This window comes from Anaerosolibacter sp., assembly GCF_029240175.1.
Classification (GTDB): domain Bacteria; phylum Bacillota; class Clostridia; order Peptostreptococcales; family Thermotaleaceae; genus Anaerosolibacter.
The window spans coordinates 114723-140400 of the sequence record NZ_JARBTM010000002.1 but is presented as its reverse complement, the minus strand read 5'-3'; the positions used below and the strand labels follow the sequence as shown (position 1 = coordinate 140400).

Annotated in this window: 20 protein-coding genes and 1 other annotated feature; of the genes, 4 read left to right on the top strand and 16 right to left on the bottom strand. The window is 38.9% G+C overall.

Features of this window, described 5'->3' with window-relative positions; translation table 11 throughout:
* Positions 1–62: 62 nt before the first annotated feature.
* From K0R93_RS01875 to K0R93_RS01855, 5 genes are all read right to left on the bottom strand, one after another.
* A complete protein-coding gene (locus tag K0R93_RS01875; protein WP_300296738.1) occupies positions 63–3119 on the bottom strand; it encodes an efflux RND transporter permease subunit in 3057 nt (1018 codons plus the stop codon).
* A gap of 14 nt (positions 3120–3133) precedes the next feature.
* Positions 3134–4336, bottom strand: a complete 1203-nt coding sequence (locus tag K0R93_RS01870) for an efflux RND transporter periplasmic adaptor subunit (RefSeq protein WP_300296735.1) — start codon at positions 4334–4336, stop codon at positions 3134–3136.
* An 82-nt stretch (positions 4337–4418) separates the two neighbouring features.
* Positions 4419–5042 (bottom strand): TetR/AcrR family transcriptional regulator, encoded by a 624-nt coding sequence (locus K0R93_RS01865; RefSeq protein WP_300296732.1) that lies wholly within the window; start codon positions 5040–5042, stop codon positions 4419–4421.
* A 441-nt stretch (positions 5043–5483) separates the two neighbouring features.
* Positions 5484–6467, bottom strand: a complete 984-nt coding sequence (locus K0R93_RS01860) for an acyl-CoA dehydratase activase (RefSeq protein WP_300296729.1) — start codon at positions 6465–6467, stop codon at positions 5484–5486.
* A complete protein-coding gene (locus K0R93_RS01855) occupies positions 6442–7554 on the bottom strand; it encodes an acyl-CoA dehydratase activase-related protein (RefSeq protein ID WP_300296726.1) in 1113 nt (370 codons plus the stop codon). The genes K0R93_RS01860 and K0R93_RS01855 overlap by 26 nt, the downstream gene beginning before the upstream one ends.
* 616 nt (positions 7555–8170) lie before the next feature.
* Between K0R93_RS01855 and K0R93_RS01850 the strand changes: the two genes are divergently transcribed.
* Complete coding sequence (locus K0R93_RS01850; RefSeq protein ID WP_300296723.1) at positions 8171–9226, top strand: MerR family transcriptional regulator; 1056 nt, start codon at positions 8171–8173, stop codon at positions 9224–9226.
* 51 nt (positions 9227–9277) lie between these two features.
* Here K0R93_RS01850 and K0R93_RS01845 read toward each other — a convergent pair whose 3' ends face one another.
* From K0R93_RS01845 to leuS, 4 genes are all read right to left on the bottom strand, one after another.
* A complete protein-coding gene (locus K0R93_RS01845) occupies positions 9278–10132 on the bottom strand; it encodes a DUF2785 domain-containing protein (protein WP_300296721.1) in 855 nt (284 codons plus the stop codon).
* A gap of 22 nt (positions 10133–10154) precedes the next feature.
* Entirely contained in the window at positions 10155–10688 is a 534-nt protein-coding gene (locus tag K0R93_RS01840; RefSeq protein WP_300296718.1) for a GNAT family N-acetyltransferase, read from the bottom strand.
* A 148-nt stretch (positions 10689–10836) separates the two neighbouring features.
* Positions 10837–11748, bottom strand: coding sequence for a BsuPI-related putative proteinase inhibitor (locus tag K0R93_RS01835; protein WP_300296715.1), 912 nt, complete (start codon positions 11746–11748; stop codon positions 10837–10839).
* Positions 11749–12057: 309 nt separating this feature from the next.
* A complete protein-coding gene (gene leuS / locus K0R93_RS01830) occupies positions 12058–14466 on the bottom strand; it encodes a leucine--tRNA ligase (RefSeq protein WP_300296712.1) in 2409 nt (802 codons plus the stop codon).
* Positions 14467–14517: 51 nt separating this feature from the next.
* Positions 14518–14724, bottom strand: a binding site (T-box leader).
* A 252-nt stretch (positions 14725–14976) separates the two neighbouring features.
* On the opposite strand from leuS, the gene K0R93_RS01825 reads away from it, so the two are divergent.
* A complete protein-coding gene (locus K0R93_RS01825) occupies positions 14977–15621 on the top strand; it encodes a regulatory protein RecX (RefSeq protein WP_300296709.1) in 645 nt (214 codons plus the stop codon).
* Positions 15622–15661: 40 nt separating this feature from the next.
* Here the strand turns inward: K0R93_RS01825 and K0R93_RS01820 are convergent, their stop codons facing one another.
* From K0R93_RS01820 to K0R93_RS01795, 6 genes are all read right to left on the bottom strand, one after another.
* On the bottom strand, positions 15662–17008 hold the full coding sequence (locus tag K0R93_RS01820) for a PAS domain-containing sensor histidine kinase (RefSeq protein WP_300296706.1): 1347 nt from the start codon (positions 17006–17008) through the stop codon (positions 15662–15664).
* Between the two features lie 388 nt (positions 17009–17396).
* Positions 17397–18215: a sugar phosphate isomerase/epimerase family protein gene (locus K0R93_RS01815; protein WP_300296703.1), complete on the bottom strand. Its 819-nt coding sequence runs from the start codon at positions 18213–18215 to the stop codon at positions 17397–17399.
* A gap of 287 nt (positions 18216–18502) precedes the next feature.
* A complete protein-coding gene (locus K0R93_RS01810) occupies positions 18503–18841 on the bottom strand; it encodes a hypothetical protein (protein ID WP_300296700.1) in 339 nt (112 codons plus the stop codon).
* A gap of 61 nt (positions 18842–18902) precedes the next feature.
* The gene (locus K0R93_RS01805) at positions 18903–20285 is read right to left on the bottom strand and encodes a glycosyl hydrolase family 18 protein (protein WP_300296698.1); all 1383 of its coding nucleotides are present in this window, start codon (positions 20283–20285) and stop codon (positions 18903–18905) included.
* Positions 20286–20441: 156 nt separating this feature from the next.
* Complete coding sequence (locus tag K0R93_RS01800; protein WP_300296695.1) at positions 20442–22232, bottom strand: NAD(P)/FAD-dependent oxidoreductase; 1791 nt, start codon at positions 22230–22232, stop codon at positions 20442–20444.
* 220 nt (positions 22233–22452) lie between these two features.
* Positions 22453–23202: a hypothetical protein gene (locus K0R93_RS01795; RefSeq protein ID WP_300296693.1), complete on the bottom strand. Its 750-nt coding sequence runs from the start codon at positions 23200–23202 to the stop codon at positions 22453–22455.
* A 477-nt stretch (positions 23203–23679) separates the two neighbouring features.
* On the opposite strand from K0R93_RS01795, the gene K0R93_RS01790 reads away from it, so the two are divergent.
* Positions 23680–24843: an amidohydrolase gene (locus K0R93_RS01790; RefSeq protein WP_300296690.1), complete on the top strand. Its 1164-nt coding sequence runs from the start codon at positions 23680–23682 to the stop codon at positions 24841–24843.
* A 291-nt stretch (positions 24844–25134) separates the two neighbouring features.
* Here K0R93_RS01790 and K0R93_RS01785 read toward each other — a convergent pair whose 3' ends face one another.
* A complete protein-coding gene (locus K0R93_RS01785; RefSeq protein WP_300296687.1) occupies positions 25135–25368 on the bottom strand; it encodes a hypothetical protein in 234 nt (77 codons plus the stop codon).
* Positions 25369–25502: 134 nt separating this feature from the next.
* Here K0R93_RS01785 and K0R93_RS01780 point away from each other — a divergent pair, with 134 nt between their 5' ends.
* Positions 25503–25667: a hypothetical protein gene (locus K0R93_RS01780; protein ID WP_300296685.1), complete on the top strand. Its 165-nt coding sequence runs from the start codon at positions 25503–25505 to the stop codon at positions 25665–25667.
* The last annotated feature ends 11 nt before the right edge of the window (positions 25668–25678 follow it).

Below are 25678 nucleotides of genomic sequence, written 5' to 3'. Positions count from 1 at the left end.
ACGAGTACGTTCTTATATCATAAAAAACAGCAGGTCTAAAGCCTGCTGTTCTATCACATATATTATTCAGTTCCTAACCTTTTTTCTTTAATTTTTTCAATCTTGGATTCCACCATACTGTAAACAACAGGAATAATCACGAGTGTAAGCAGTGTGGAAACCATGAGTCCGCTCATAAGGGCGATAGACATGGGTTGAAACAACTCGCTGCCTGTGAACACCAAAGGCGTAAGACCAATGACCGTGGTCGTAGTGCTGAGCATGATAGGCCTAAACCGCTTATCAACGGCTTCCAGACATGCCTCTTTAATATCTTTTCCTGCCCTTCTCTCTCCATTGATAAAATCAATTAACATAATGGCATTATTTACCACAATACCCAACAGACTTACCATACCTAGGAGCCCAGTAAACGACAAGGGTTGTCGGAATATGAACAAACCAACAATAGAACCGATGGTAGACAGCGGTATGGTGAGTAAAATCACTATAGGCTGTACAAATGAATTGAACTGAATGAGTAAGATTCCATAGACCAGCACCAATGCAAAGATAGCCAAAGTACCTACACTGCCAAAATGTTCCTGAATTTTTTCTCTCTCTCCATCAAACACGATCTGCACATCCCCTAGGTCCGACTCTCCTAACCCCTGCTGCAGTTGTCTTTGTATTTCAACAGAGCTAAAACCGGGCTTTACATCACTATATATAGTAACAGATTTTTCTCGATCATGCTTCTTAATATCAGGTATTTGGGGTCTCAGCTCAATATTGGCGATTTCTTTTAACAACACTTTATTTCCAGTGACAGAGGATTGAATGGCCATGTTTCCTAAATCCTCACTTGACTGAACATTGCTTTTTACGAGTATGCCATATTCATTCCCATCATTTCTAAATATTGAGGCGGTTCTACCCATCAGTGCAATGTTTACTTCTTTTTGCACATCATATTTGGTTACTCCATAAAAACTTGCCTTATCCGTATCTATATCTACATAAAATTCATACACCTTATCCGTAAAATCATCATCGATATTAACGGTTCCCTCTATACTCGAAAGGTATTGACTCACCTTTCTGGTTGCCGCTTCAAGCTTCTCCATGTCATCTCCAGTTACACGAACCCGGACTGGCGCACCAATAGGCTCTCCCTGCTCCAATTGCTTTATGGTAGCAGTACCACCAACAATCCGTTCATCGAAAATCTCCTGTAGTGCATCGGCAAACTCCGTATTTGTCTTAAACCTTTTTTCTTTTTTCAAGTCAACCTTCAACATAATTTGAGCAAAGTCTTGGGATTGGGTATAAAGGGGGAGTGTATTATAAAACTTTGGCAGACCATCCCCGATGGCCAAAGTATAGCTTTCCACTTCTTTCTGTTCCTTTAGAATCTGAGCTACTTGATCTGCCAGCACTTCCGTCTTATGAATATCCGTTCCCGACTCTGTCCTCATATCAATATAGAGGATACTTGTATCTGCTTTTGGGAAGAACTGCAGTCCTAACTGAGTAGCCAGTAAGATGGTAATACCGAAGACAAAGAAAGAAGATATGATCGTTTTTTTCTTTTCAGCCATCCCTATGTGGAGCATTCGATCAAAAAATCCTCGAATCTTATACTTCCTTTCTCTGGTTTCACTTTTCTTGAAAAACAAAAAGGCCATGGTTGGTGTCACCAAGAGGGCCACCAAATATGAGGCCGATAGGGAAACCATAATAATCAACGGCAAGCTTTGAATATATTCCCCAGCCATGGAAGGCAGCAGCAGTAATGGAATAAAGGCAAATACAGTGGTAAGGGTGGAGGTTAAGACAGGTATAGCCACCTCTGCTACCCCTTCCACACAAGCCTTCATTCTTTCTATATCCTGATCAATTTTCACCTGGATGGCATCACTTACCACAATGGCATTATCCACCAACATACCTAGGGCAATAATCAATGCCGTAATAGAAATCTGGTGAATAGGTATGTTCAAGAACCTCATCAAAACAAAGGTGGTTAAAATCGATAGAGGAATAGCAGTTGACACGATCACTGCATTCCTAAAACCCATGCCAATAAAAACCACAATGATGACAAATAGAATACCTTCAATAAGGTTGATAATAAAATTGTTCACAGCTCTGCTAACATCTTTGGGCTGATACAGTACTTCATCGAAATAAATGTCTTTTGGCAAATCCACCTTTAAAGCATTGATTGTTGCTTCAACTTCTTTTCCGATGATGACAATATTCTTGTTCTCCTGAAAATATCCCGTTAAAAGTACAGCATTTCGATCATTTTGTTTAATCAGATAGTTAGAATCCTCTAAGTCCATATACACCCTGGCTATATCTTTCAGCCTTACAACAGATCCACTATCTTTAGCGCCTGCCACAATAGTATTTTCAATTTCCTTTAACTCTCCATAGGTTCCTGTGGCGGCCACATTAAAACGTGCCCCCTCGTTCTTAATCTGCCCCAAAGGGATTTCGATGTTCTGGGCCTGAAGCACCTTTACAATATCTTCAAAGGATAATTGATATTGATTAATCTGCGCCATATCAATCTCTACCCTTACCTCTTTTTCCTGCTTTCCATGAAGATCAAAGCGGGCAATCCCCTTAATCTTACCTAGTTCTTTTTTGAATTCCTCAGCATAGGCTGCCAACTCCTCGTAGGAATAATTCTCCCCCGACATACTAATGATAATCCCAGCTGTCTCTGTCAAATCTGTATTGATCTGTATTGGATGTGCTTCCTTGGGCAGTTCGCCTTGTAAATCCTCCATTTTCTGCCGCAAGTCTTCCCAGGATTTTTCTATATCTGCATCCTGAACCAGGCGCACCACCACCACAGATACCCCGTTTCTTGATTGAGATTCTGCATAATCATAGCCTTTCAGCTCAGCTGCCTCGTCCTCGATCTTACTGGTCACCAGTTTTTCTACTTCCTCAGGAGATGCTCCGGGATAAATCGTAGTAACGATGGCGATGGCGGCTGTAATTTCTGGATTTTCCTGTTTAGGTGTAATGTAGTAGCTATAAATGCCGGCAATCATGACGAGGACTGCCAGAAAAAGGGTTACTTTTCTTTCCTTGATCGCCCCATGTATGAGTCCTTTTCCCACGATATTTTCCCCCTCTAGTTCTGTACAGAAACAGATTCCTGATCCTTCAGCTTTTTCATACCTTCTACAATGAGTTTTTCATTGGGATTCAGACCTTCAATCCGAACATAGTTATTCTGAACTTCTGCTAATTTGATTTGCTTTTGTTGGGCCTTTCCATCTTTCATAACAAATACATAATCTTCTCCATTGGATAAAATTGCTGATATGGGAATCCAGACTCCCCGCTTCTCGCCGATCGTTAATTCAACTTTCCCCACACTGCCCATAGGCCAGCTATTCTGAGAAAGGGCAATTTCTATGGGATACGTAAGCATTTTCTCATCAGGTGTTTGCCCAATGTTGGTTACTTCCCCCATAATCGCTTCATTATTAATCAAGACCTTTGCCTTCATCCCAATATGTACAGCGTTTAGATCCTTTGATGTCACACCTACCTTTAGAATTTTTTCTTCATCTCTCACCACTATGACTGGATATCCTGACCCAACCATCTCTCCTTCTTCATACAACACATCTACCACGTAACCGTCTGAATTTGCTTTTATCACCGCATCCTCGACCAAGCTCATTTTGTATTTGTAATCTGCAGCTGCCTGCTCCAGCTGCCCCTTGGCCGCCGCTTTATCTTCCGCCCTGGCCCCAGCCTTTATCTTTTTCTCCATTTCCTTCGCTGTGTTTAAGTCCGCTTTTCTTAGATCCAACTCTAGCTTAGCCTTATCAAAATCATTCTTTGAAATGGCTCCAGCTTCATGGAGCTTCTGCATCTTTTCATATTGATCTACGGTAAAATTATATGCAGCTCCTGCCTTTTCCGCACTTGCCTCAGCCTGTTTGATATCTTCTGCCACGGCTCCATTAACAGCCTTATCATATTGAGACTTGGCTGCTTCCAGCTGGCCTTGAGAAGCTTCAAGACTATATTGTAGATCCTGGGTATCTAATTGAATCAAAGGTTGATTTGCTTTTATTTGCTCCCCTTCCTTTACAAGGACCTTCTCAATTCTCCCACCGCTTTTAAATGCCAGCTTCTTTAAAGATGCTGATCCTACAATGCCTGTATAATCCAAAACCACAGGTCTTATCTCTTCTTTTATGGACAGAACCTTTACTGGTTTTGCCTTCGGTGCCAGCTCTTTATCTTTATTTCCATTAGAGCATCCAGTAGCCATAATCAAAATCACAATCATCCATAATGCTGCAACTTTTACTCTCATAAATATCCCCCTTATTACCGTGTCAGTGAACATACGTTTATTATTGTCATAAATAAAATTGCCTATCGGCAATTTGTTTTCCCTATGATACGATCTGTTTCCTTAAATCAAATGAAATAAATCTATTCTTTATGTCGTGAAAATGATAATGCATATACTGCTGTACCAATCCCTTGATCTTATCTTCATCCTCGTAATGCCTTAAAATTGCTTTTATTCCTTCCACTTGACTTACTGCAAGAACATGGGCAAAGAATTCATCCGGAATCACCACATCATCTTCCCTCAGCTGAAGAAAGATTTGATTCTTAAATTTATTTTCCACCAAATTGGTGATTTCCTCTATAACATGCTCAAACTTTGTTCCCTCACAGCCACTCATTAAAATTAACAATTCTCTCCGATGTTCCCGATTGATCATCACAATTTGATTGGCTATATACGCCATGACCTGTCGAATATCTTTTAGTCCACCCATTTCAACAAATTTTTCGTTTGTTAAATCAATCACCTTATGATAGGCGGGACTGATCACTGAATAAAATAAATCCTCCTTGTTCGTAAAATAACGATAGAGGTTTCCAACTGTCATGCCGCCTTTTTCTGCGATTGACCGCATAGATGCATCTTTGAATCCCTTTTCGTGAAACTCTATCAACGCTGCTTCATGAATACTGTTTCTCACATCATCCTTTAATACTTGCATATAATAAACACCCATTCATTTTTAGTTTTAATTAAATTTTAGAAGAACAGCTTTCCTTTGTCAATAGATTAAATACATTTATAAAATTTAATGTTTAATGTATCTAAACCGTGGTATATAAATAATAAGAAAAATCATTTGATAACCAACATCACTTACTTGCCCTAAAAGGATGGTGATTGTATGAAACAATCCAATACAAGTAATCTAAAAATAAACAAATTAAATAGTTATCTAATGTCTAATCTTTATTCACAAAAAGTATCCAATACGAAGAAAACGAATAAGTCAGTTAAGCAATCATAGACCCTATTCCCCCCTTATATTCAGAATTCCAAGTGTAGCCCCCCTTCACTTGGAATTCTCTATTTTTTCCCGGGTTTACATAAGTAGGAATAGAAAAGGCAGGGATACCCCGCCTTTCCTATTCCTACTTATATCCTAAGCCAATTGTTCTTTTTGTGGGGTTAGGATATTGCTCCAGCGGCCACACTTATCTCCCCAGCGGGCAACCAATTGCGCATCCCGATGGAAACCTACTACCTCACACATGTTCGCACAGCTTTCACACTCAAAGCTGTTTACATAGAAGCTGCTGTCGGCGATATCAAATCCGAAAAAGTTTGTCTGTCCTGTTCTTTTCACCTCATCCTTCGCCAATAAACAGGCACCAATAGCTCCCATAACATTGGCATGGGGCGGTACAACAATCTCACATCCGATCATTTCTTCGAAGGCTTTTCTGATGCCTACGTTGGCAGCAACGCCTCCCTGGAAAATGACTGGAGATTTAATATCTTTACCCTTGCCCAGGTTATTTAAATAGTTTCTAGCCAGCGCTTGGCACAAGCCGTTAATGATATCCTCTTGATTATGTCCCAACTGCTGCTTGTGAATCATATCCGACTCGGCAAAAACTGCACAACGCCCTGCGATACGGACTGTGGTTTTTGATTTTAAAGCCAGCTCACCAAATTCTTCAATAGGAATATCCAATCGTTCTGCCTGTCGATCCAAAAATGAACCTGTACCAGCTGCACAAACGGTGTTCATGGCAAAGTCGTAGATAATACCATCCCTCAAAAGGATAATCTTTGAATCCTGTCCGCCAATTTCAATAATCGTTTTCACATCAGGTACACAATGGAGCGCAGCAATGCCATGGGCAGTGATTTCATTTTTCACCACGTCAGCACCTACCATAACTGATGCCAGCTGTCTGCCGCTGCCCGTTGTTCCTACCCCTATAACTTCCACATCCTGTCCTAACCGTTCTTTGACCATCTGTAAACCTTGTTTTAATGCTTGAATAGGCTTTCCCTGGGTTCGAATATACAATTTCTCCAATATGTTTTCCTCTGTATCCATTACCACAACATTGGTACTCACTGAACCTACATCAATTCCAAGATAACACTTCTTCATGGGTCTTCTCCCTTCTTCTCCATAATAATTCAATAAATGCTTCTAGCCTTGTTTGATAGCCGGTTTCGCCTGTCATCTCATCCAACACCAGCTTTAAAATTGGAATATCCTTCTCTTCCTCCACAGACCGCAGTATGCTCTGGGCCACGATTTCAGGCATACAGGTAAAAGGCAGGAGATGGATCACACCATCGTAATTTTCTTCATGATATCGAACTGCATTGCCTACCGTATGGCGAGCGTGTCCACCAATTTCAAGATCTATATATGGTGCTGCTGCCCGATGAACCTCTTCTTTTTCAGAGCGGACAAAGGGCAAAAAATCTAACTGTTCTCTAATAAACTCACTAGCCATAACGGACCGGTGTACCTCTACTCCCATATTCCCCAGCTTTTGAATGATATTTAAATTGATAAAGGGCTCCACCACAGTATAAATTTCTCCAACGATTCCCACTTTTATAACCCTACGGTGGGGGTCGACAGAAATACTTTCGAGTTTATTTTTTATCTCCTGGACCCATTGAAGGGTTTTTGATGAACCATGTATTTGTTTAATCCCTTCTTCAAACGCCCGATAGAGGCTATCTGTTTCCCCTGATTCTATCTCCCTAGGCCTCACTTTACAAAACAATTCATCTAAATCATCAATCTCATTGAGAATCTTGACCGCCTTCACAAATGAAGCCCCTATCTTTCCATAGTGATTGTCTCCAGCCACCCGCTTTAGCTTCTGAAGAAAATTTATAATCTCCCCAAAGCTCTTAAAGGGTTCTCCACAGATCATCTCGATGTCATATCCCAATTCTTTTAGTATCTCTTCCTGAAGCATATGATAGTAACTAATACGGCAAGCATCACACCCACCCCACATAAAGAGGGTATCTGCCCCTTGGTTAATGCTTTCCATATAGTTACCCAGGGTAATCTTAAATGGAATACAAATCTGCTCCGGAGAATGTCTGGTACCCAATTCCAAAGTTCTTTTGCTGCTTTTGGGCGGTGGAATTACAGTCACCCCCAAATCCTCAAATACAGCCTTCAATGCTATATAAACGTTTCCCATATGGGGAAATGAAATCTTCAAATCGCTTCCCTCCATCACCCATGCAAGTGTACTGCTTCAAAAACTAAAGAATCAAGCTTAATTCCCGTTGTAGATTATTAACGTATTCTTCCAAAATTATTCAATATTGTTATGTAGTGAAAAAACTCCTGAATTCATATCAGGAGTTTTTCGTTTTATTTTCTTTTCATCTTGTTATTCAATTCAAATGCCTAACCTTTAAAATATTCATCCTCCTGCCATATCTCTGAATACTCATATTTAAAGCATCTTTTCGTTGTTACTGACTTAAAGCCTTGCATGATTTTTTGTAGGGTCGTCCACCCCTACGACCTCTCCGAAGATGTTTTTCCTATTCTCGGTGCATATTGTCACAAAATAATAACCGGAGTGTGCATAATCATAATATTTTAATCGTATGCTCTTACGTTTAGGCAACGAAATATTTTACATGATTATCCCTCCCTTAAACCAATAAATTTCCTGTAAATAGTCCTCTGGAATTCATACATTTCCTCTAAAAATGATCCTATGACGTTATTCAAAAATAAACTAATATATTTAATGACTTAACACTTGACCTTCGCCTTAGACTAAGGTTTATAATGGAAACAAATACCCTTATAGGAGTGAAAGTATGGAGAGAAAGTATACGATCAATGAAGTGGCCCAGATGTTCCAAATAACCACAAATAAAATCAGATTCTATGAAAAGAAGAACATTCTCCATCCTCAACGGGATATGGAGAATAACTACAGGTACTTTACGGAGGATGACATCATTAAACTTCAGGCCGTCCTTGTTTATAGAATGATGAATATCCCTATTGAACAAGTAAAAGATATGATGGTCCATTACGAAAGAGAAAACATTATCAATCACTTTCATAGCCAATGGAAATATATCAATGACGAAATTCACCGCTTACAGCTTATTCAAAATTGTCTCGAAGGAATGATGGATACGGTTTATGACTGTCCTGCCCTGCTAGGAGATAGTTTGCCTGAACAGCTGCTGCCCTTTGCCCAAAACATGAATAATCTTTATCAAATAAAGAATAGTTGGAAAGATCGGTGGAACTTTGATGACTGGGCAACAAGCTACGACGTATCTGTCAAAAATAATATCGGCAGGCTGGGCATCTATAAAAATTATGAACGAATACTGGACACGGTATTTGACCAATCTATAAAGGACAAAGCTCCTCACTCCAAGATATTAGAAATCGGCGTAGGTACAGGGAATCTAGCGAAGAGATACCTCACTTCAGCATTTGAGTTCATTGGTATCGACCAATCCCGAGAGATGCTAAATGTTGCCAAACAAAAATTTCCTAACCTTAGACTTCGCATAGGTGAGTTTTTAAAGATTCCTTATCCTAACAATTATTTTGATATCATTGTATCTACCTATGCCTTCCATCATTTAACCGATGAGGAAAAGGAGATAGCTGTTGCTGAGATGGTCAGAGTTTTACGGAAAGACGGCAGAATCGTTCTAGGAGATTTGATGTTTGAAAATGCACTAAAAAAAGAAGAATTATATAGTACCCTCACCCAAGATGAACTATCTGAAATGGAAGATGAGTATTATTCCAATATCGATATGCTTAAAGATATATCTAATAGATTTAGCATGAATCTAAGCTTTATTAAGATCGATAGGCTGACCTATATCGTCTGTATTGAATAGATATGAGAAAACACAAGCATGGGCATATCATACTTGTGTTTTCTCCTATTGTTAAATACATTTATCTACTTCGAAAAATCTGTTTAACATTGCTTCTACTCTGCAAAGGATATCTGGATAATATCCGGGGATCTCATTGTGCAGAAGTTTAAAATATAAGCAGCGAACAAAATTCTTGGTATTTACACGGGCAATATATTGGCTTCGGGTTCTTTCCCACTCACAGCATTGACTGAGTCCTTCAATCCATTGGGTAATCATTTCACGGGATATTCGATTCGTCTTGATCATTCTGTAAACAACCCTAGCCATTCGTTCATCCTCTTCATTACTCAAAAGGAATTTCTCGTTATAGAGAACCTTTTGCATAGCCCCTAAAACTTCCTGTAAAATAACTTCGTCGCTTTCTTCACATTGAGCCAACTCATCCATGGCATCGGCGCCATGGGCCGCACCATGGGCCCAGCCATAGTCTTCTATGTATCCCCGTAAATCCCGTTCTTCTTGATAGTATCGTATCAGGGTATTTTTCACCTTTAGGAAGCTATCCATACTCAGAAACGACTTCTTCCGATGCCTTGCTAAGATCAGTACGATGACGAGTATAGAGAAGGTTCTGGTAAAGACAGTCTCATCTCCCATATTACCGAAGCGATATAATAAGTAATTTTCACTTATTAAAGTATCCAGCATATCTTTTTGCTCAGCTTCAGAAAAAAACTCCTTTTCTCCAATCCACATGTAAAAGGTTGAATAAATCAAGTCATCTCTCAGCTCTGGATCTGGGTCTCCTATGTATTTAAACATCCGGCTTATATATGTCCTTGGTTCCTCTCCAGCTGATAATTCATAATTATTTTCTGCAATCCTACGCAGGTCTAAAATTAACTGCTCTTTTTCAGCCATTTTATGATGATCCCCCTTATATTTATCGATAGCTCTCATCCAATACTTTTTCAAAATTTACACTATCCTGCCAGTCCCCATTTTGGTAAATAAATTGATGACTGCGTCCCATAAATTGAAAGCCGTTTTTGATCAATACCACCTGAGAGCCGATGTTATCCAGAGCTGTTCCTGCTTCAATTCGATGAAGCTTATGGCGACAAATTGCTTCTTGTAAGACCAAAGCAACAGCCCTTGTTGCATATCCCTTACCAGCATGATTCTTGCCTATTCTGTACCCCAACTCAGCCTTGTTGAAGATACCCCTTACGATAGAAACAAGGTTTACTCTCCCAATAATCCTGTGATCATGGCCCTTAATCAGATACATGTAGAGGGCGCCGTCATTTTGTTCCTTTAAAATCTCTTGCTGTATAGATTTAAACTGCTCGAAATTATAGTATCCATCTCCCCTCGAAGGAACCATGGATTCAAAGTATGCCCTATTTTCAACCTCAAATCGAAAGAGCGCTTCCATATCCGATTCTTCAAGAAGCATTATGGTAATATCCGTCATCGTAAAACTCCTTTCAAACATTGAACCACTTCAATATGATTAAGGTATAATGATTAGAAAAAATTTTAGGGGCGATTTACGAATCGCTCGTTATCCTTGTCATTAGGGCGATTCGTGAATCACCCCTACAAAATATTCATAGTTCACTCTAATTCTCTTTATTTATTATTATCTTGCCTCTTAGGGGCTCTTTGTTTTCCCATCCTTCGGCATTGAGATAAAACGCAAATTCATATTCCCCTGAAGAAAGGGACCATGGATAATCAATGGAAAATATCAAACTGGCATCCCCTTCTAACGTGTCAACAGAGGATCTTTTATCAAAATCTATTTCATCACCGTACTGCCAAACCTCTTTTCCATCCTGATACAAAATCAATTCATAGATCTTTGCATTTGGAAACCGCAGTGTAACTTTTTCTTGATTGTTATTATGGACAGCGAAAACCATAGCATCCATATAGCTTTCCAATTGGCTGTAGGAACCCTCTCCTGTTGTAAGGGTGAACCTCTTTTTTATCTTTTCTGTTTCCATGGTATATTCATCCCCTCCAAGAAGCTCAAAGGGATAATTGATTGCCCGATGATAATCCATCTTCCACCCATCGTCTGTCTTTACCAGTTTCATATAACCCCGCTTATCTATATATTCAACCTGATCATGGGGATCGGTTAGCTTGATTTTTGCTACATAGTCTACGTATAAGTTGTTGTTCTCCTCCTGCTTAACACTTTCAAAGTCCACGCTTTCAAAAGCAATATTTACCTGTCTCTTTCGCGCTGTATGGTAAACAAAGGCAAAATCACGGTTCGCCAAGGTTGTCTTCGCCCCCCGTTCCGTCATATAGGGCTTTAGCTTTCCATGAAGATCAAGAATCATCTCCATTTGCCTCTCCATTACAGCTTGATTGAGCACCGTAAAATCTTCCACATTGTATATCTGAGCCATAAAGCTTTCAACCACTTCTTTTGCTTCATCTATAGGATCTTTAACTTTAAGACAACTCACTCTGACAATAATTAATAGTATGATGAGTACCATTAGCAAGACCTTTTTCATCGCTATTCCCCTTTCAGTTTTCAGCTCCTTAGATACTATATTCGCTTTTCAGTATGATTTTCCTTTATTTGTAAGGATATAGCCCCTGTATCAGAGCAGATAAAGAATGCGACGTAAGGTCGAGATCAAGATTTTCAACGTAGGGGTTGCATAGTATGCAACCCGCCTAGATTTCATGGCATTCCTGCGGGTCGCATACTATGCGACCCCTACAACCTCAACCTAAATGATTATCTCGATCTTGTATCGCATTATTCTACAACTTCATCCAAATAAAATACCCTAGCTTTCGCTAGGGCATTCATTTCTTTATTTCACTACAATATTAAAAATCTTTCCTGGTACGTAGATCTCCTTTACAATGGACTTTCCATCGATGAAGGCAGCAATTTTCTCATCTGCCATGGCCTTTTCCTTTGCATCTTCCTTGGAAGCATCGGCGGCGATAACGATGGTACCTCTAACTTTACCATTGACCTGTACTGCCATTTCAATGGTGTCATCCTTTGTTTTCGCTTCATCCCACTGTGGCCAAGATTGATCAGTAACCATACCTTCATATCCATTTATCTCCCATAACTCTTCAGTGATATGGGGTGCAATTGGATTTAACAAGGTCAAGAATATTTTAAACTCTGCCTTATTGATGGAGCCTTTGCCGTTGAAATCATTGATCAAAGACATCAAAGCTGCAATAGCCGTGTTGAACTTCAGGTTTTCAAAATCTTCACTGACTTTTTTAATGGTCTTATGAATCGTACTTTCTAAATCCTTAGACAAAGTAGCTCCATCCACAAGGATACTCTGGAGCTTCCATGAACGATCCAAGAATCTCCTACAACCCTTGATACCATTTTGTGACCATGGTACACTTTTTTCAAAGTCTCCAATAAACATTTCATAGACCCTTAAGGTATCTGCACCATACTCCTCAATGATATCATCAGGATTTACCACATTGCCCCTGGACTTAGACATTTTCTCACTATTTTCACCTAAGATCATCCCATGGGATGTACGCTTTTGATAGGGCTCTGCCGTTGGTACTACACCATAATCATACAAGAACTTATGCCAGAATCTAGAATACAATAGATGCAGGGTTGTATGCTCCATCCCACCATTGTACCAATCGATAGGTGTCCAGTATTCTAGGTTTTCTTTGCTGGCCAACTCTTTATCATTGTGGGGATCAGTGTATCTCAAGAAATACCAGGAAGACCCTGCCCACTGAGGCATAGTATCTGTTTCTCTTTCTCCCTTACCGCCACACTTCGGACAAGTTGTTTCTACCCATTCTCGCATATTAGCCAATGGAGATTCTCCATTTTCTGTGGGCTCATAGCTTTCCACTTCTGGTAATACTACTGGCAGCTCTTCCTCTGGTACAGGAACCCATCCGCATTCCTGACAGTAAACTAATGGAATTGGTTCTCCCCAATATCTTTGACGAGAGAATACCCAGTCTCTCAGCTTAAAGTTTATTTTACGCTGGCCAATTTCTTTTTCCTCAAGCCAGTGACTGATCTTTTCCTTCGCTTCCTTTACATCCAAGCCATTGATGAGACCGGAGTTCACCAACATACCGCTTTCTGTATCTGTATAGGCAGCCTCATCCACATTGCCGCCGGCAACAACCTCTATGATTGGAAGATTAAACTTCTTTGCAAATTCCCAGTCCCTTGTGTCATGACCTGGTACGGCCATGATGGCACCTGTACCATAGGATATCAATACATAGTCAGAGATGAAGATTGGGATTTCCTTCTCAGTGGCAGGATTGACGGCCTTAATACCTTTAATCTCAACGCCCGTTTTTTCCTTTACCAGTTCAGTTCTCTCAAAATCAGACTTCTTGCTGGCTTGTTCCTTATAAGCTTCGATTTCATCAAGATTTGTGATCTGATCCTTCAATTCCTCAATCAGTGGATGTTCTGGAGCGATAACCATATAGGTGGCACCAAACAATGTATCAGGTCTAGTTGTATACACCCTGATTGGCTGACCTCCTGTTACAGCAAAGTCAATCTCCATACCTGTAGAACGTCCAATCCAGTTCTCTTGCTGAATTTTTACACGATCAATATAGTCAACAATTTGCAAATCCTTAATCAATCGTTCTGCGTACTCGGTGATTTTTAACATCCATTGGGTTTTAATCTTTCGCACTACCTCCCCACCGCAGCGCTCACAACCGCCATTAACAACCTCTTCATTGGCCAAGCCAACCTTACACTCTGTACACCAGTTAATGGCTGCTTCTTTCTTATAGGCCAAACCCTTTTCAAAAAGCTTTAGGAAAATCCACTGGGTCCACTTGTAATAATTAGGATCTGTAGTATCCACCTCTCTTGACCAATCAAAAGAAAGGCCCAATGACTTTAACTGTGACTTGAAGCGGGCAATGTTTTGCTCCGTAACAATTCTAGGATGAATTTTGTTTTTGATTGCAAAGTTTTCTGTCGGCAACCCAAAAGCATCCCAACCCATAGGATACAGCACATTATAGCCCTGCAATCTACGTTTTCTGGATACCACGTCCAGTGCTGTATAGGATCTTGGATGTCCCACGTGGAGCCCTTGTCCCGATGGATAAGGAAACTCTACCAACGCATAATATTTAGGCTTCGACTTATCATCTGAAGCATAAAAAGTTCCTTTTTCATCCCAAATGTCCTGCCACTTTTTCTCAAGGTTTTTTGGATTATACTCTTTCATGCTGTTCACATCCTCTTTTAAATTTAAAAATAAAAAAGCCCTTCATCCCTATATAGAGACGAAAGACTCGCGGTACCACTCTACTTGACAGCCTACGACTGTCCTCTCAAAAACGATAACGGATTTACCCGATCAGGGCTAATTTCTTCACCCCAATAGCTCCAGGACGAGTTCAGTCTTCTTTGCTGTCATCTTCCACCAACCGATGACTCTCTATATGCAACGATTCAACCTACTACTTCCCTTCTTTGCCTCATATTCATTTGAATGTATTGTATCAAATAATATAAAAGAAATCAATTTCTAATTTCAATTATTCCCTAAACAGGAAGATTATAAACACACCTACCTTATATATTACTTAAAACCCTACTGATCTGTCCTTACTATTTTCCCTGCAGCGAAACTATAAATTGTGAACAACCTCTATAATTTTATGAAATTTCCTCTCTAGTGTGGACAAAATATAGTACAATGTTATTAAATCTCTGGTGTGGAGGAGGTGTTTCGATGTCTGAAAATCATCAGGGTATCATTACAAAAATTGAGCAACAAGAAAAGAACAAAAGCCGTTACTCTGTTTATGTAGATCATCAATTTGCTTTTGGTATTTCCGAAGATTTATTGGTTAAATTTCGATTGTTGAAAGGAAAAGAAATTGATTCTTCTGCCATGGAAAAAATCATCCTAGAGGAGGAACAACATAAGGCAAACAACTATGCCTTTAAGCTTTTGTCCTACCGCGGAAGAACCAAACAAGAGATGGAAATAAAGATGAAAGAAAAAGGATATGAGGCATCTGTTGTTGAAAAAACTATAGCCTTTCTTCAGAGCAACAATTACATTAATGATGAGGATTTTGCATCATCCTATATCCGTGATAAAGTAAATATTCAAAAGCTTGGTAAGATGCGGATTAAGCAGGAGCTTTATCAGAAAGGAATTGATAAAAATATTATTCAAGAGGCCATCAGTGAACAGATAGACCATGAAGATGAGCTTGAAACAGCACTAAATCTCGGAAGAAAGAAACTGGATTCCACCTATCGAAATGATGATAAAAATGCCCAGTATCGTAAGCTTGGCAGTTTCCTGCAAAGAAAAGGCTTTGACTATGATGTCATTAAAAAAGTTTTAAATGTTTTGTTAAAATAAGCCCCTAAACGGATGGTAAAATGGCCATCCTTTTAGGTAATTACTTTACATATATATCTGAAAACTCAATGTGGATTCTTTCAATATTTCCAGTGCTATAATAGGTATCTTTCTCCTTTACTTGGTCCGCTTCAATGTTTTCTACAGGCAGCTCAATTTTAAATTCACTGCCTTTACCTACTTCACTCTTAAGAATAATCCGCCCATGATGCATTTCCACCAGAGATTTTACAAGAGATAGCCCTATCCCGCTTCCTTCCTGTTTCTTTGCAAAGGTCTTTTCACCTTGAATGAACCGTCGAAAGATTATATCTTGCTTTTCTTGAGGGATTCCTTCACCAGTGTCTTTCACAGAAATATGAATATGCCCATTTTCTGCAGAAATCCCAACATATATTTGCCCTCCAGCTGGCGTAAACTTAATGGCGTTAGACAGAAGGTTTAGCATCACTCTCTCAATCATATCTGGATCACATGCCATGATACACTCCTCTATGTTCGTATCAAAAATCATGTTTACACCCTTGTTTCTGATATATTCTGCCACAGATAAGGTGATGTCTTCAACAATCCTGACAATGTCATAATTATTCCGCTCTGCTTGAATAAAACCCGAATCAATTTTTGTCCGATCAATGAAGTTATTAATCAATCGAATGAGTCGATAGCAATTTTGCTTGATCATGGCAGTATATTTAACCAGCTTTTCTTTATCAGTCTTATCTCCCATCCCTCGAACCATCATATCAATGATTTCATTGGAGCCTAGAATAACATTTAATGGCGTCTTCAACTCATGGGATATGTTGGTAAAAAACTCTGTTTTCATCTCATCGCATTCCACAGCCAACTTTAGTGCCTTTTCATCTTCCTTATGCTGTGTAATATCCCTAGAACAGAATATAACGGCTATAGGCTGATGTTCATGATCATAAATAAGCTTTCCCACGGCCTCTAGCCAGACATAATGCCCAGCTGCATGTTTATACCTGCATTCTATCTTACAGCTTTGCCTCCCGCCCTCCAACAGTTTTTCCGAAAACTGATGCATAAGGGCATCTCGATCATCAGGATGTATCAATTCAAAAACAGATTTTCCCAAAAGATCGGCAGGGGCATATCCTAAAATATCCTCATGGGAAGGTGTCACATATTGGAAGATACCTTCCAAATTTATTTTAGAAATGGTATCAATGGTATTATCAACAATTTGCTTTAAAAACGATTCTCTCTCAATTAGATCTTTTTCAATGATCTTCCTTTGTTGAATTTCCCGCTCCAGTTCCATAGTTTTGTTCTTCAGATAAAGAATAAGCTCTCCCTGGGCTTGTCCGACTGCATCTCCCCGTCGTTCTGTTTTTGTCTTCTGTGTTTTTCCCAACACCATAGGTCTTCCCCCCTTTGTAATTTTACAAAGCAGCAATAGAACCAGTACATAATATATCGGAAAACTTGGCAAATTTATAAACTTTTCTTTACAATATATTTCCTGTATTTTACAAAATTCCTGCTTAAATTTTTCGCAACTTTCGACAGTATTTATATTGGTATGCTTTGTTCATGTGAAAATCCATAGAAAGAGGCTGTCATAACATGGTATATCTACCTGAGGTAGAAAAAATATTTATATGTGAAATCAAATAGTTCTTTAGAAAGAAGAAAGACTGAAAATGAAGGATCATTCATTTTCAGTCTTTCTTCTATACAAAATAAAAATAAGTAAAGATATTTTCTTAAGTAGGAACGAATAATTGCTTTCCTATTTTGATTGACACCTACACCCGTGGATTCGCTTCAAGATATGACTTAGCAGATTCTATACAACGTCGAGCATGCTCTGCATAACCAAATACACCCACGTTTTCTAAATTTGGAAGTTCAATAGAATATACCATATCAGGCATACTATTTATGATACTAGCAACATCGATACCACCTTCACCAACATAAGAACGTGCTTCGCGAAGGATACGAGTCATCTCATCTTGCTCAGTAGGAATTTCCCCAGGCGCGTCACAAAGATGTGCAAAGTGGAACCATTCTTTCGGCAGCGGTTTCAAATCCTCCACACAATCTCTAGCACGTTGGAAATGGTGGGTATCCACCATAAGCCCTGCATTATCACAATTGACGGTACGTAGTACATCTACAGCCCTTGACAGCGTATTTACACTGGCAATGGGAACATATTCTAAGTCTACTGTCAAACCAAATTGTTTCGCAAGATCGCAAAGTTCACCAAACTTTTCAATGTAGAAACTACGATCAGGCGTCCAAATACTACTCAATACAGCCCTACCTCCTAATTCAGCAGCAACCTCCATGGCTGGTAGATATCTTTTGACATCCACGCCCTCATAGATGCGGGCAAGTTCGATATCATGAAGTCTGACCCCTGTATCAGCAAGGGCTTTCTTTGTTTGTTTCATCATCTCTTTATCTACAGCTAAATCATAATTTGGCTCACCAGGTAACCCCATATAAATCGGACGTATACTAACATAGTCATATCCAGCCATAGCGGCTACATAGGTCATTTCAGGCGGTGCACATCCAAGCACAGTAAGGTGTGCTAGAGAAAATTCTCTTTTCATTTTTTAACCCCTTTCAAGTACCATTCTGCGGAACTAAGTTTTATCACATGGATTCTAAGAAAATTATATTTAAATTACTGATAATTGTCAATACTTACATTATCTTTTGATAAGTTAAACTTCTTCTTTAGGTTAAGTATTCATCGATGCTAAGCTTACTTTTATGTACTTCCCCTGCACCCCTGATTTTTTTATTTAATAGGAAAGTAGAACTTTCCTATTAAATAAAAAAATCCCCCTTCAGCTTTGTTTACAACCAAAACTGAAGGGGGATGCCCTTGTGTATATTATTCATATTCTTTTCCAGGCCCATACTTATCATCGTCAAAAGTGCCTAAGATTCTTAATCCATTGATAAGCTTTATAAACAGCTTAAAAGGAAAATAAGATAATAAACATACAAACAACCCTAGAAAAAGCGCTACCACGGGTGACATAAAGATAGATGCAATGGCCGCCGGCATCCCATAGAGGATTGATTCACCAAGATTGGCCGTTATATTGGCACCCATAAGTCCAATGACCAAAAACAAGATCCCTGTAATCACGCCAAAGGAAAAAGAAATGCCCATTATCAATTTGAAAAATGATCCGAACTTAATATCTTTGATCGTCATTCGATCCATTGTCTCATCCCTTTCCTCTTTCTTTCGTATCACATCAATTATACCATAAATGCTTCAGCGACTACTGGCTCTTGATCATTACTGTCTTACTTTCGCCATGCCATATTACATCATACCCAAAGGACTCGAACAGATATCTTAAAGGTACATAGGTTCTTCCATCCCGCATAACTGCCTTTGTATCCAGATTAACTATGATGCCGTCCAAAATGATATAATTTTTATCTATGGGGATTTTTAGGATAATTCCCTCTTTCTGTGCAATAACAGTTCTTGTATCTTCTTGGAAGCCAACTTGTGCTCCAATACTCTCCAATGCCTTTCTCACAGGTACCATCGTTCTGTTATTTTCGTCAACATATGGTACACCTAAGCCATCTTTCTCTATAAATGCTAAGTCTCTTCCCTCCAATTGAAAGTAGATTTCTTGAAATCCTCCAAATGTTTGAGAAAAAAACGATTCTTTCGTATCATGGATTGCCTTTAAAAGACTTAATTCATCGGTGGTGTCTTCATTGATATCGAAAATCATGATGCCCGAAGCATATTGAAGTGCTGCCCTAGTTTTCGCTTTTATTGTATGAATTCCATTATAATAAGAATCTAGAGGATCCCCTTTTGCAAAATCTAAGTAGGCATTTTCCCTATTCTCCGCTACAAGATGTCTATATTGCTTCCAGCTAGGCTTCGCATAAAATGGAACTCCTAGAACAATTTTCTCCTTAGGTACATTTCGATGCAGCCAATACCGAATCGATGTTTCTGCAAACCATACGGGGCTATGCTGCTCATTATTCATATCATAGGCCATAATATTAATCCAATCAAAAGCCTTCAAGCATGCATCCGTTACCGCCCTTGAAACAGAAGGACCTTCCGTTTTAGACCAGGCTCCATTAAGGGCAGCTGTTAAATATTTTCCATCTGCCTTCAGTGCGTCACCCAATGCCAGTACTAGATTCTCATAGTTTTGAGATGATACACCTTCATCAGGATATTCCCAATCTATCTCTACCCCATCTAGGTCATAATCATGTACAAATTCCAAAACATTATCAATAAATTCATTTCTAGCATCCTCTGATGCTGCCAGTTTCTCAAAGGCTGAATCCAAAGGAATACCTTGATAAGACCATCCCCCCACGGCAATCAATACCTCTACATTATTTTTATGACTTTTCTCTACCAATTCCTTTAGCCTTTGAGGTTTTTCGATGCCAATTAACGTCCCATCATCCGCTGGAATTAGAAATGCGTATGTAATATGGGTCAACTTATCAAACTGCACTGTTTGGTCTATGGGATCATCAAATATCTCCGAATAGTATCCCACCACTTTGAATTGCTTACCTTCATCAGCAAATACCCTTGTTGTATTTACTGATAACACTATTACGAAAGCAGTTACCATAAGCCATATCATATGTATTCTAAACTTCATCATCCACATTCTCCTCACCATATATAACTGTATTTTTACTACACCACCTATTATATCAACGCCATATTACAAAATCATTTCCATACTTTTACAGTTATAAAACATTTACGTGACAATAAAAAACCTATAACTCCTGTCATAGAGTTATAGGTTTCTCAGCTATATATTCAAACGCAATCGCCTATTTCGTACGATATATCGCCACTGCCGCATCAGCCATGGAATCAGATAATGATCTACACCAAAGGATCTTCCTGCCCCTGCCATACAGGCTATTGACGTAACAATATACCAATAGTCATAGAGTCCAGTAGAGAATAGAAAGTTAATATTCATTCCAATAGAAATCAAGGCTGCAATAAATGTAAAGGTTCCTGTTAAAAATGCCAAACCTAAGACGATCTCTGTTAGAACAATCATATTTTGAAACAAAAGTGCATTGGGCACAATGATATTTTCTAGAATCCAAGCATACCAATAGGGTGTGTTCTGGCCGATTAGATTTAATCCTTTTTGTACCGCCTCTGCCGATGTATCCGCTGCTGGGCTAGGGTTAGCAATGGCATCGGGAAGGGCGGGTCCAATTCTTTGGGCATAAATAATGGTTTTGGTTAGCCATCCCTCTTGATATTTTTTTATTCCCTGCATCAGCCACATATATCCTAGATACAAGCGCATGATCACTAGAAATGCAGTATAGGAACGAGGTACTAGATGGTCTTTCAAAAAATGATCATCTTTTCGTTCATGGATAAATTGATGCTTTAAATATCGGATCACCTGTTCAAATCCAGCCACTTCAAACTGATAGTGAATATTTACCATATGTTTAATAAACATGGCCATCATGCCAGAGGTTCGAAATCCCATGGTATCTGCCACGGCATACTTTCTTCCGATAGAGACCATTACTCCATGTAACTTTGGCGTGCATCTTTCTAATGGTTTATCGTGCATAAGCCGAATCACATTTTTTCCAGCAGCCTTTCCGGTTTGCATAGCGGACTCAACCAATGGTGGTAATACTTCTCTCTCTTCAGTCACGAAGTAAGAATTGTCTCCTATTAAGAAAACCTCTTTATATTTGGTAGACTGGGTATACTCATTGACTTCAATTCGACCTCTTTTTACCTCAGGCAAATCTAACTTTTCTAAGAAGCTGTTTGCCTTGATGCCCCCTGTCCAGATTACTGTGTTGGTAGGAAGGATCGTTCCATCTTTGATCTCTAGGTGAGTTGGCGTAACCTTGGTAATCGCTGCATTAGTGAAAATCTCTACACCATTCCTTTTCAAATAGTTTACCGATTTTTCAACCAAACTCTCCTGAAGCACTGTTAGTATTCGTCCCATAGCCTCCACTACGATGAGTCTTACTTCTTTTCGGTCCATCTCATATTCTTTACAAAGAACATCTACCCACTGAATTAACTCTCCTACCATCTCGATGCCAGTAAACCCGCCTCCACCAATGACGAAGCTGAGGTAAGCCTGTCTCTTTTCAGGATTTGTCTCCCTAGAGGCCTGTCTAAACATATGTAGGATATGATTATGAATTCTTCTTGCATCCTCTAAAGACCAAAGGGTTAATCCATGGGCTTCCATTCCGTCAATGCCAAAGTAAGCGGGTTCACTGCCGCAGCCTATGATAAGATAATCATAATCGAATTCATGCTCATTGGATCGGAGTACCTTGTTTTCAAAGTCAATGTTCACAATCTCATCTTGAATCATTTGTACCTTGGTATATTGAAAAATCTCTCTAAGTGGAATGCATACACTGCTCTCCTCTACTCTATTCCCAGCCACTTCATGGAGCTCTGTCAGCAGGGTATGGCGGTCGTGACGGTCAATTATTATAATATTTACGTCTTCATTCCTCAAGCCTTTGTGAAGGGTAAGGGCTGCTTGAATACCTGCATAACCTGCTCCCAAAACAATGACGTTCTTCATAAAATTCCTCCTGATTCTATTACATTCTTCTATTCCAATTCCAAGCCTACGCAAAATATATATTACTCATAGTTTTGTTTTCCCAGCCAATTCCTATACCATGAAAATCAAAACTACATATGATGCAAGATAATTAGAACATTTTTAATCATCTTTTTACCTATCATGACAAAACAACAAAAGGTCATAGGCAAATACTTTCTCACCTATGACCTTTCACTTATACTCTTCCATATGCAATGGTAAAATTGTCAATCTGCTCATGAGATACAATTTTAAACCCCTCATATCCATTATTTAAAAATAGCTTCTGCTTTTCCACTTCTCTGTTTCCTAGACGAACAACATGCTGGTACTGCTTTCCGGCTTTCTGCCTCAAATCCATCCAAAGAATATATCGTAGTTTCCCATCAATTTCATCAGCGATCGCCCCATATTTCTTTTTCACTTCTTTAATGACAAAACCAGCCTTAATTAAGTTTCGAACACTATATAGATTGTTTGGAGATATTGTAGCCAGACCATGTTGATAGCCTTGTTGAAGTAAAATTTCCTTGCTCCTCATCAGGGTTTTAAATTGGAGACCATGTCCCCTAAAATCGGGATGTACCACTGTTGAGTCAAAAATTGAAACCTTCCATAGCTCTTCTTCAGAGAAGTTTAAATCTTTTCCCAAATTCCGGTCACCTAGTCCGGGTGTATCAATAATTCGAAAAGCAACGAGCTGGCTCTTAAAATATACACCTAAGATATGTCCCCCTGCATCTAATATATCATAATTCTCTTCAAGGGTATTGGGGTGATAGGTTTCCTTATTCTCTACATAATCATACACAATATCCTGAAGCTTCATTACTTCATTCATCTTTTCTTTTCCCAGCATCTCCATATGAAACGCAAGAGATGCCGTCGTATGAACCTCATGTAATAGACTCTCTGCCAATTGGTTGGTTTTTAAAATCTCTAACATCCTCAACTCTCCTTTCTAAAAATCCTGTAAAGCTACAATGACTTGAAGACAAAAGTTCTTGAATAAAAGCAGTAAAAAATTTTACTAACTTCATGATAATGATTTTCACATGATAACGAATATCGAATTTTATTTTATATATTTACCTTTACTAAGGCGGATAAACAATTTTATTTTATAATGATCCTCATCGATTAAAAAAGAATAGGTTTTGATTAGAATTTTTAATAAGCTTCGTATGTTTAGAAATGACGCGGGATCTAAAGGCTGTGTATACAACCAATAAAAATTGAACAGAAATAAGTAGATAAGTTTATAAAATTATACTACAATTTCCATTAGCTGTCAATTGCTTTTAGGAAAATTATAATTTTTTGTGAATATTTATAGGTTTTATAAATTTGAAACTTCAACGTCCATTAGGGCTTGTGTAATTTTTCTGGCTTCCACATATAATAGCATATACGAGGTGATAAAATGCAATCGATGTTATTAACAAACGGCTTATTATTTGACATAGAAACAGGAAAGACTCAAAAAAAAGACATACTAATCTCCGAGGGAAAATTAAAGACGATTTCTGATCGGATCAGTATAGAAGATAATATCCATAAAACCATTGATCTGCAAGAAAAATATGTACTTCCAGGGATTATTGATTGTCATACCCACTTGGGGATCATTGAAGAAGGTACTGGAAAAATTGGTGTTGATAATAATGAAACCTCAGACCCAGTAACACCTCATCTTCGAGGCATCGATGGCATCAACCCCTTGGATATTGCTTTTAAAGATGCTATTTCTTCTGGTATTACAGCTGTTATGAGCGGTCCTGGCAGCAACAATGTTGTGGGGGGACAAAGTGCTGCTGTTAAAACCTTCGGTAAAATTATTGATCAGATGATTTTAAAAAATCCGATTGGACTAAAGGTTTCCTTTGGTGAAAATCCTATCAGTACTTATGGGGTTAACAGTAAATCACCAGTTACTCGAATGGGCATCACATCTCTCATCCGTGAACTGTTTATGAAAACCCAAGATTATATGGTTAGAAAAGAAAAAAATAAAATAAAAGAACGTAACATGCGATTTGAAGCAGTCATTCCCCTTTTGCAGGGCAAAATTCCATTAAGAGCCCATGCTCATCGGGCAGATGACATCATTACAGCCATACGAATTGCAGAAGAATTCCATATAAAAAAGCTCATTATTGAACATGGCACCGAGGCTCACTTGATCAAAGACTACTTAGTCGAGAAAAAAGTCCCCGTAGCTTATGGACCTATGCTCACTCCAAGAATAAAAATGGAATTGAGGCAAAGACATTATAGTGCTGCCTTGGAACTTGCTGAAGCGGGTGTTAAAGTGGCCCTAATAACTGATCATCCTTATAATTCCATCGAGCAGCTCCGTACAATCGCAATTCTTGCAAAAGCTGAGGGCTTGAGCCTTATAGATGCCTTGAAAACCATCACATTGCATCCTGCTGAAATATTGGAATGCGATGACCGTATAGGAAGAATTGCACCGGGTTTCGATGCAGACCTAGCTATTTTTAACGGAAATCCCTTTGATATCAATGCAAAAAACCATATGACCATCATCGATGGTCGTATCGTATTTACTCGTGATACCAAATAATATGAAGTTGATCATTGTATGTACGAATCGCACAATAAATATATGCTGCGACGTAAGATCGAGATCAAAATTGAGATCGAGTAAAGACAGTAGGGGCGCGGGTTTCCCCACCCGAAGACCCAAGAGATCAGCAGAAGAAGGGCAGGATGATCCTGCTCCTACGGGTTTCAATCTGGATCTCGATCTTGATCTGCGGCATTTATGCCCCATCTTTCTACAATTATGTTAACAAAATGTTCAAAAACAAAATCAGAGCAAGGATCTTCCTTGCTCTTCATGATAAACCTATTTTTAATTTTGTTGTCTTAACATCTGAACAAATTCTTTGGTTAACTGGTTAGCTTCTTCCATTGTCTTTTTCAAAGCATTAAATTTCTCAGATACCCTTGCATCCTTTACCGTTCCATTGTTGTCATCTGTTAGCAACAGATTGATACTGCTCACATACTCGATATTATTGGCATTATTCTTCTCTAGACCATTTATCTGGCGAATGATTTCCTCTGCTGTTCTTCTATCCTCCATTTATATCCATCCTTTCCCGCATACTTTTCTTGATTTTGAAAACAAATCAACTAAGAATATTTTCTGAATGTACTCCAGATATTATTCATATAGAATAATACTTCAAGTAAAATCGAAAAACAGGAGGGTTTTGTATGGATTTAAACAGTTATCCATCAAATGTACAAAAATTTCTTTCAGAATTTATCAAACGCGGGACGCTAGATCCTAACAGCATCCCTGATAAAACCCTTATCAACTTTCTTGCTACCCAAGAATATGATGCTGACTATATCGATGAATTGATGCATTGGAAATAAGCAAGAAAGAA

Coding starts and splice junctions, on each gene's coding strand:
- K0R93_RS01870 (WP_300296735.1), bottom strand. CDS start 4,336: ATGAGAGTAAAAGTTGCAGCATTATGGATGATTGTGATTTTGATTATG.
- K0R93_RS01865 (WP_300296732.1), bottom strand. CDS start 5,042: ATGCAAGTATTAAAGGATGATGTGAGAAACAGTATTCATGAAGCAGCG.
- K0R93_RS01860 (WP_300296729.1), bottom strand. CDS start 6,467: ATGAAGAAGTGTTATCTTGGAATTGATGTAGGTTCAGTGAGTACCAAT.
- K0R93_RS01850 (WP_300296723.1), top strand. CDS start 8,171: ATGGAGAGAAAGTATACGATCAATGAAGTGGCCCAGATGTTCCAAATA.
- K0R93_RS01845 (WP_300296721.1), bottom strand. CDS start 10,132: ATGGCTGAAAAAGAGCAGTTAATTTTAGACCTGCGTAGGATTGCAGAA.
- K0R93_RS01840 (WP_300296718.1), bottom strand. CDS start 10,688: ATGACGGATATTACCATAATGCTTCTTGAAGAATCGGATATGGAAGCG.
- K0R93_RS01835 (WP_300296715.1), bottom strand. CDS start 11,748: ATGAAAAAGGTCTTGCTAATGGTACTCATCATACTATTAATTATTGTC.
- leuS (WP_300296712.1), bottom strand. CDS start 14,466: ATGAAAGAGTATAATCCAAAAAACCTTGAGAAAAAGTGGCAGGACATT.
- K0R93_RS01825 (WP_300296709.1), top strand. CDS start 14,977: ATGTCTGAAAATCATCAGGGTATCATTACAAAAATTGAGCAACAAGAA.
- K0R93_RS01820 (WP_300296706.1), bottom strand. CDS start 17,008: ATGGTGTTGGGAAAAACACAGAAGACAAAAACAGAACGACGGGGAGAT.
- K0R93_RS01815 (WP_300296703.1), bottom strand. CDS start 18,215: ATGAAAAGAGAATTTTCTCTAGCACACCTTACTGTGCTTGGATGTGCA.
- K0R93_RS01810 (WP_300296700.1), bottom strand. CDS start 18,841: ATGGATCGAATGACGATCAAAGATATTAAGTTCGGATCATTTTTCAAA.
- K0R93_RS01805 (WP_300296698.1), bottom strand. CDS start 20,285: ATGATGAAGTTTAGAATACATATGATATGGCTTATGGTAACTGCTTTC.
- K0R93_RS01800 (WP_300296695.1), bottom strand. CDS start 22,232: ATGAAGAACGTCATTGTTTTGGGAGCAGGTTATGCAGGTATTCAAGCA.
- K0R93_RS01795 (WP_300296693.1), bottom strand. CDS start 23,202: ATGTTAGAGATTTTAAAAACCAACCAATTGGCAGAGAGTCTATTACAT.
- K0R93_RS01790 (WP_300296690.1), top strand. CDS start 23,680: ATGCAATCGATGTTATTAACAAACGGCTTATTATTTGACATAGAAACA.
- K0R93_RS01785 (WP_300296687.1), bottom strand. CDS start 25,368: ATGGAGGATAGAAGAACAGCAGAGGAAATCATTCGCCAGATAAATGGT.
- K0R93_RS01780 (WP_300296685.1), top strand. CDS start 25,503: ATGGATTTAAACAGTTATCCATCAAATGTACAAAAATTTCTTTCAGAA.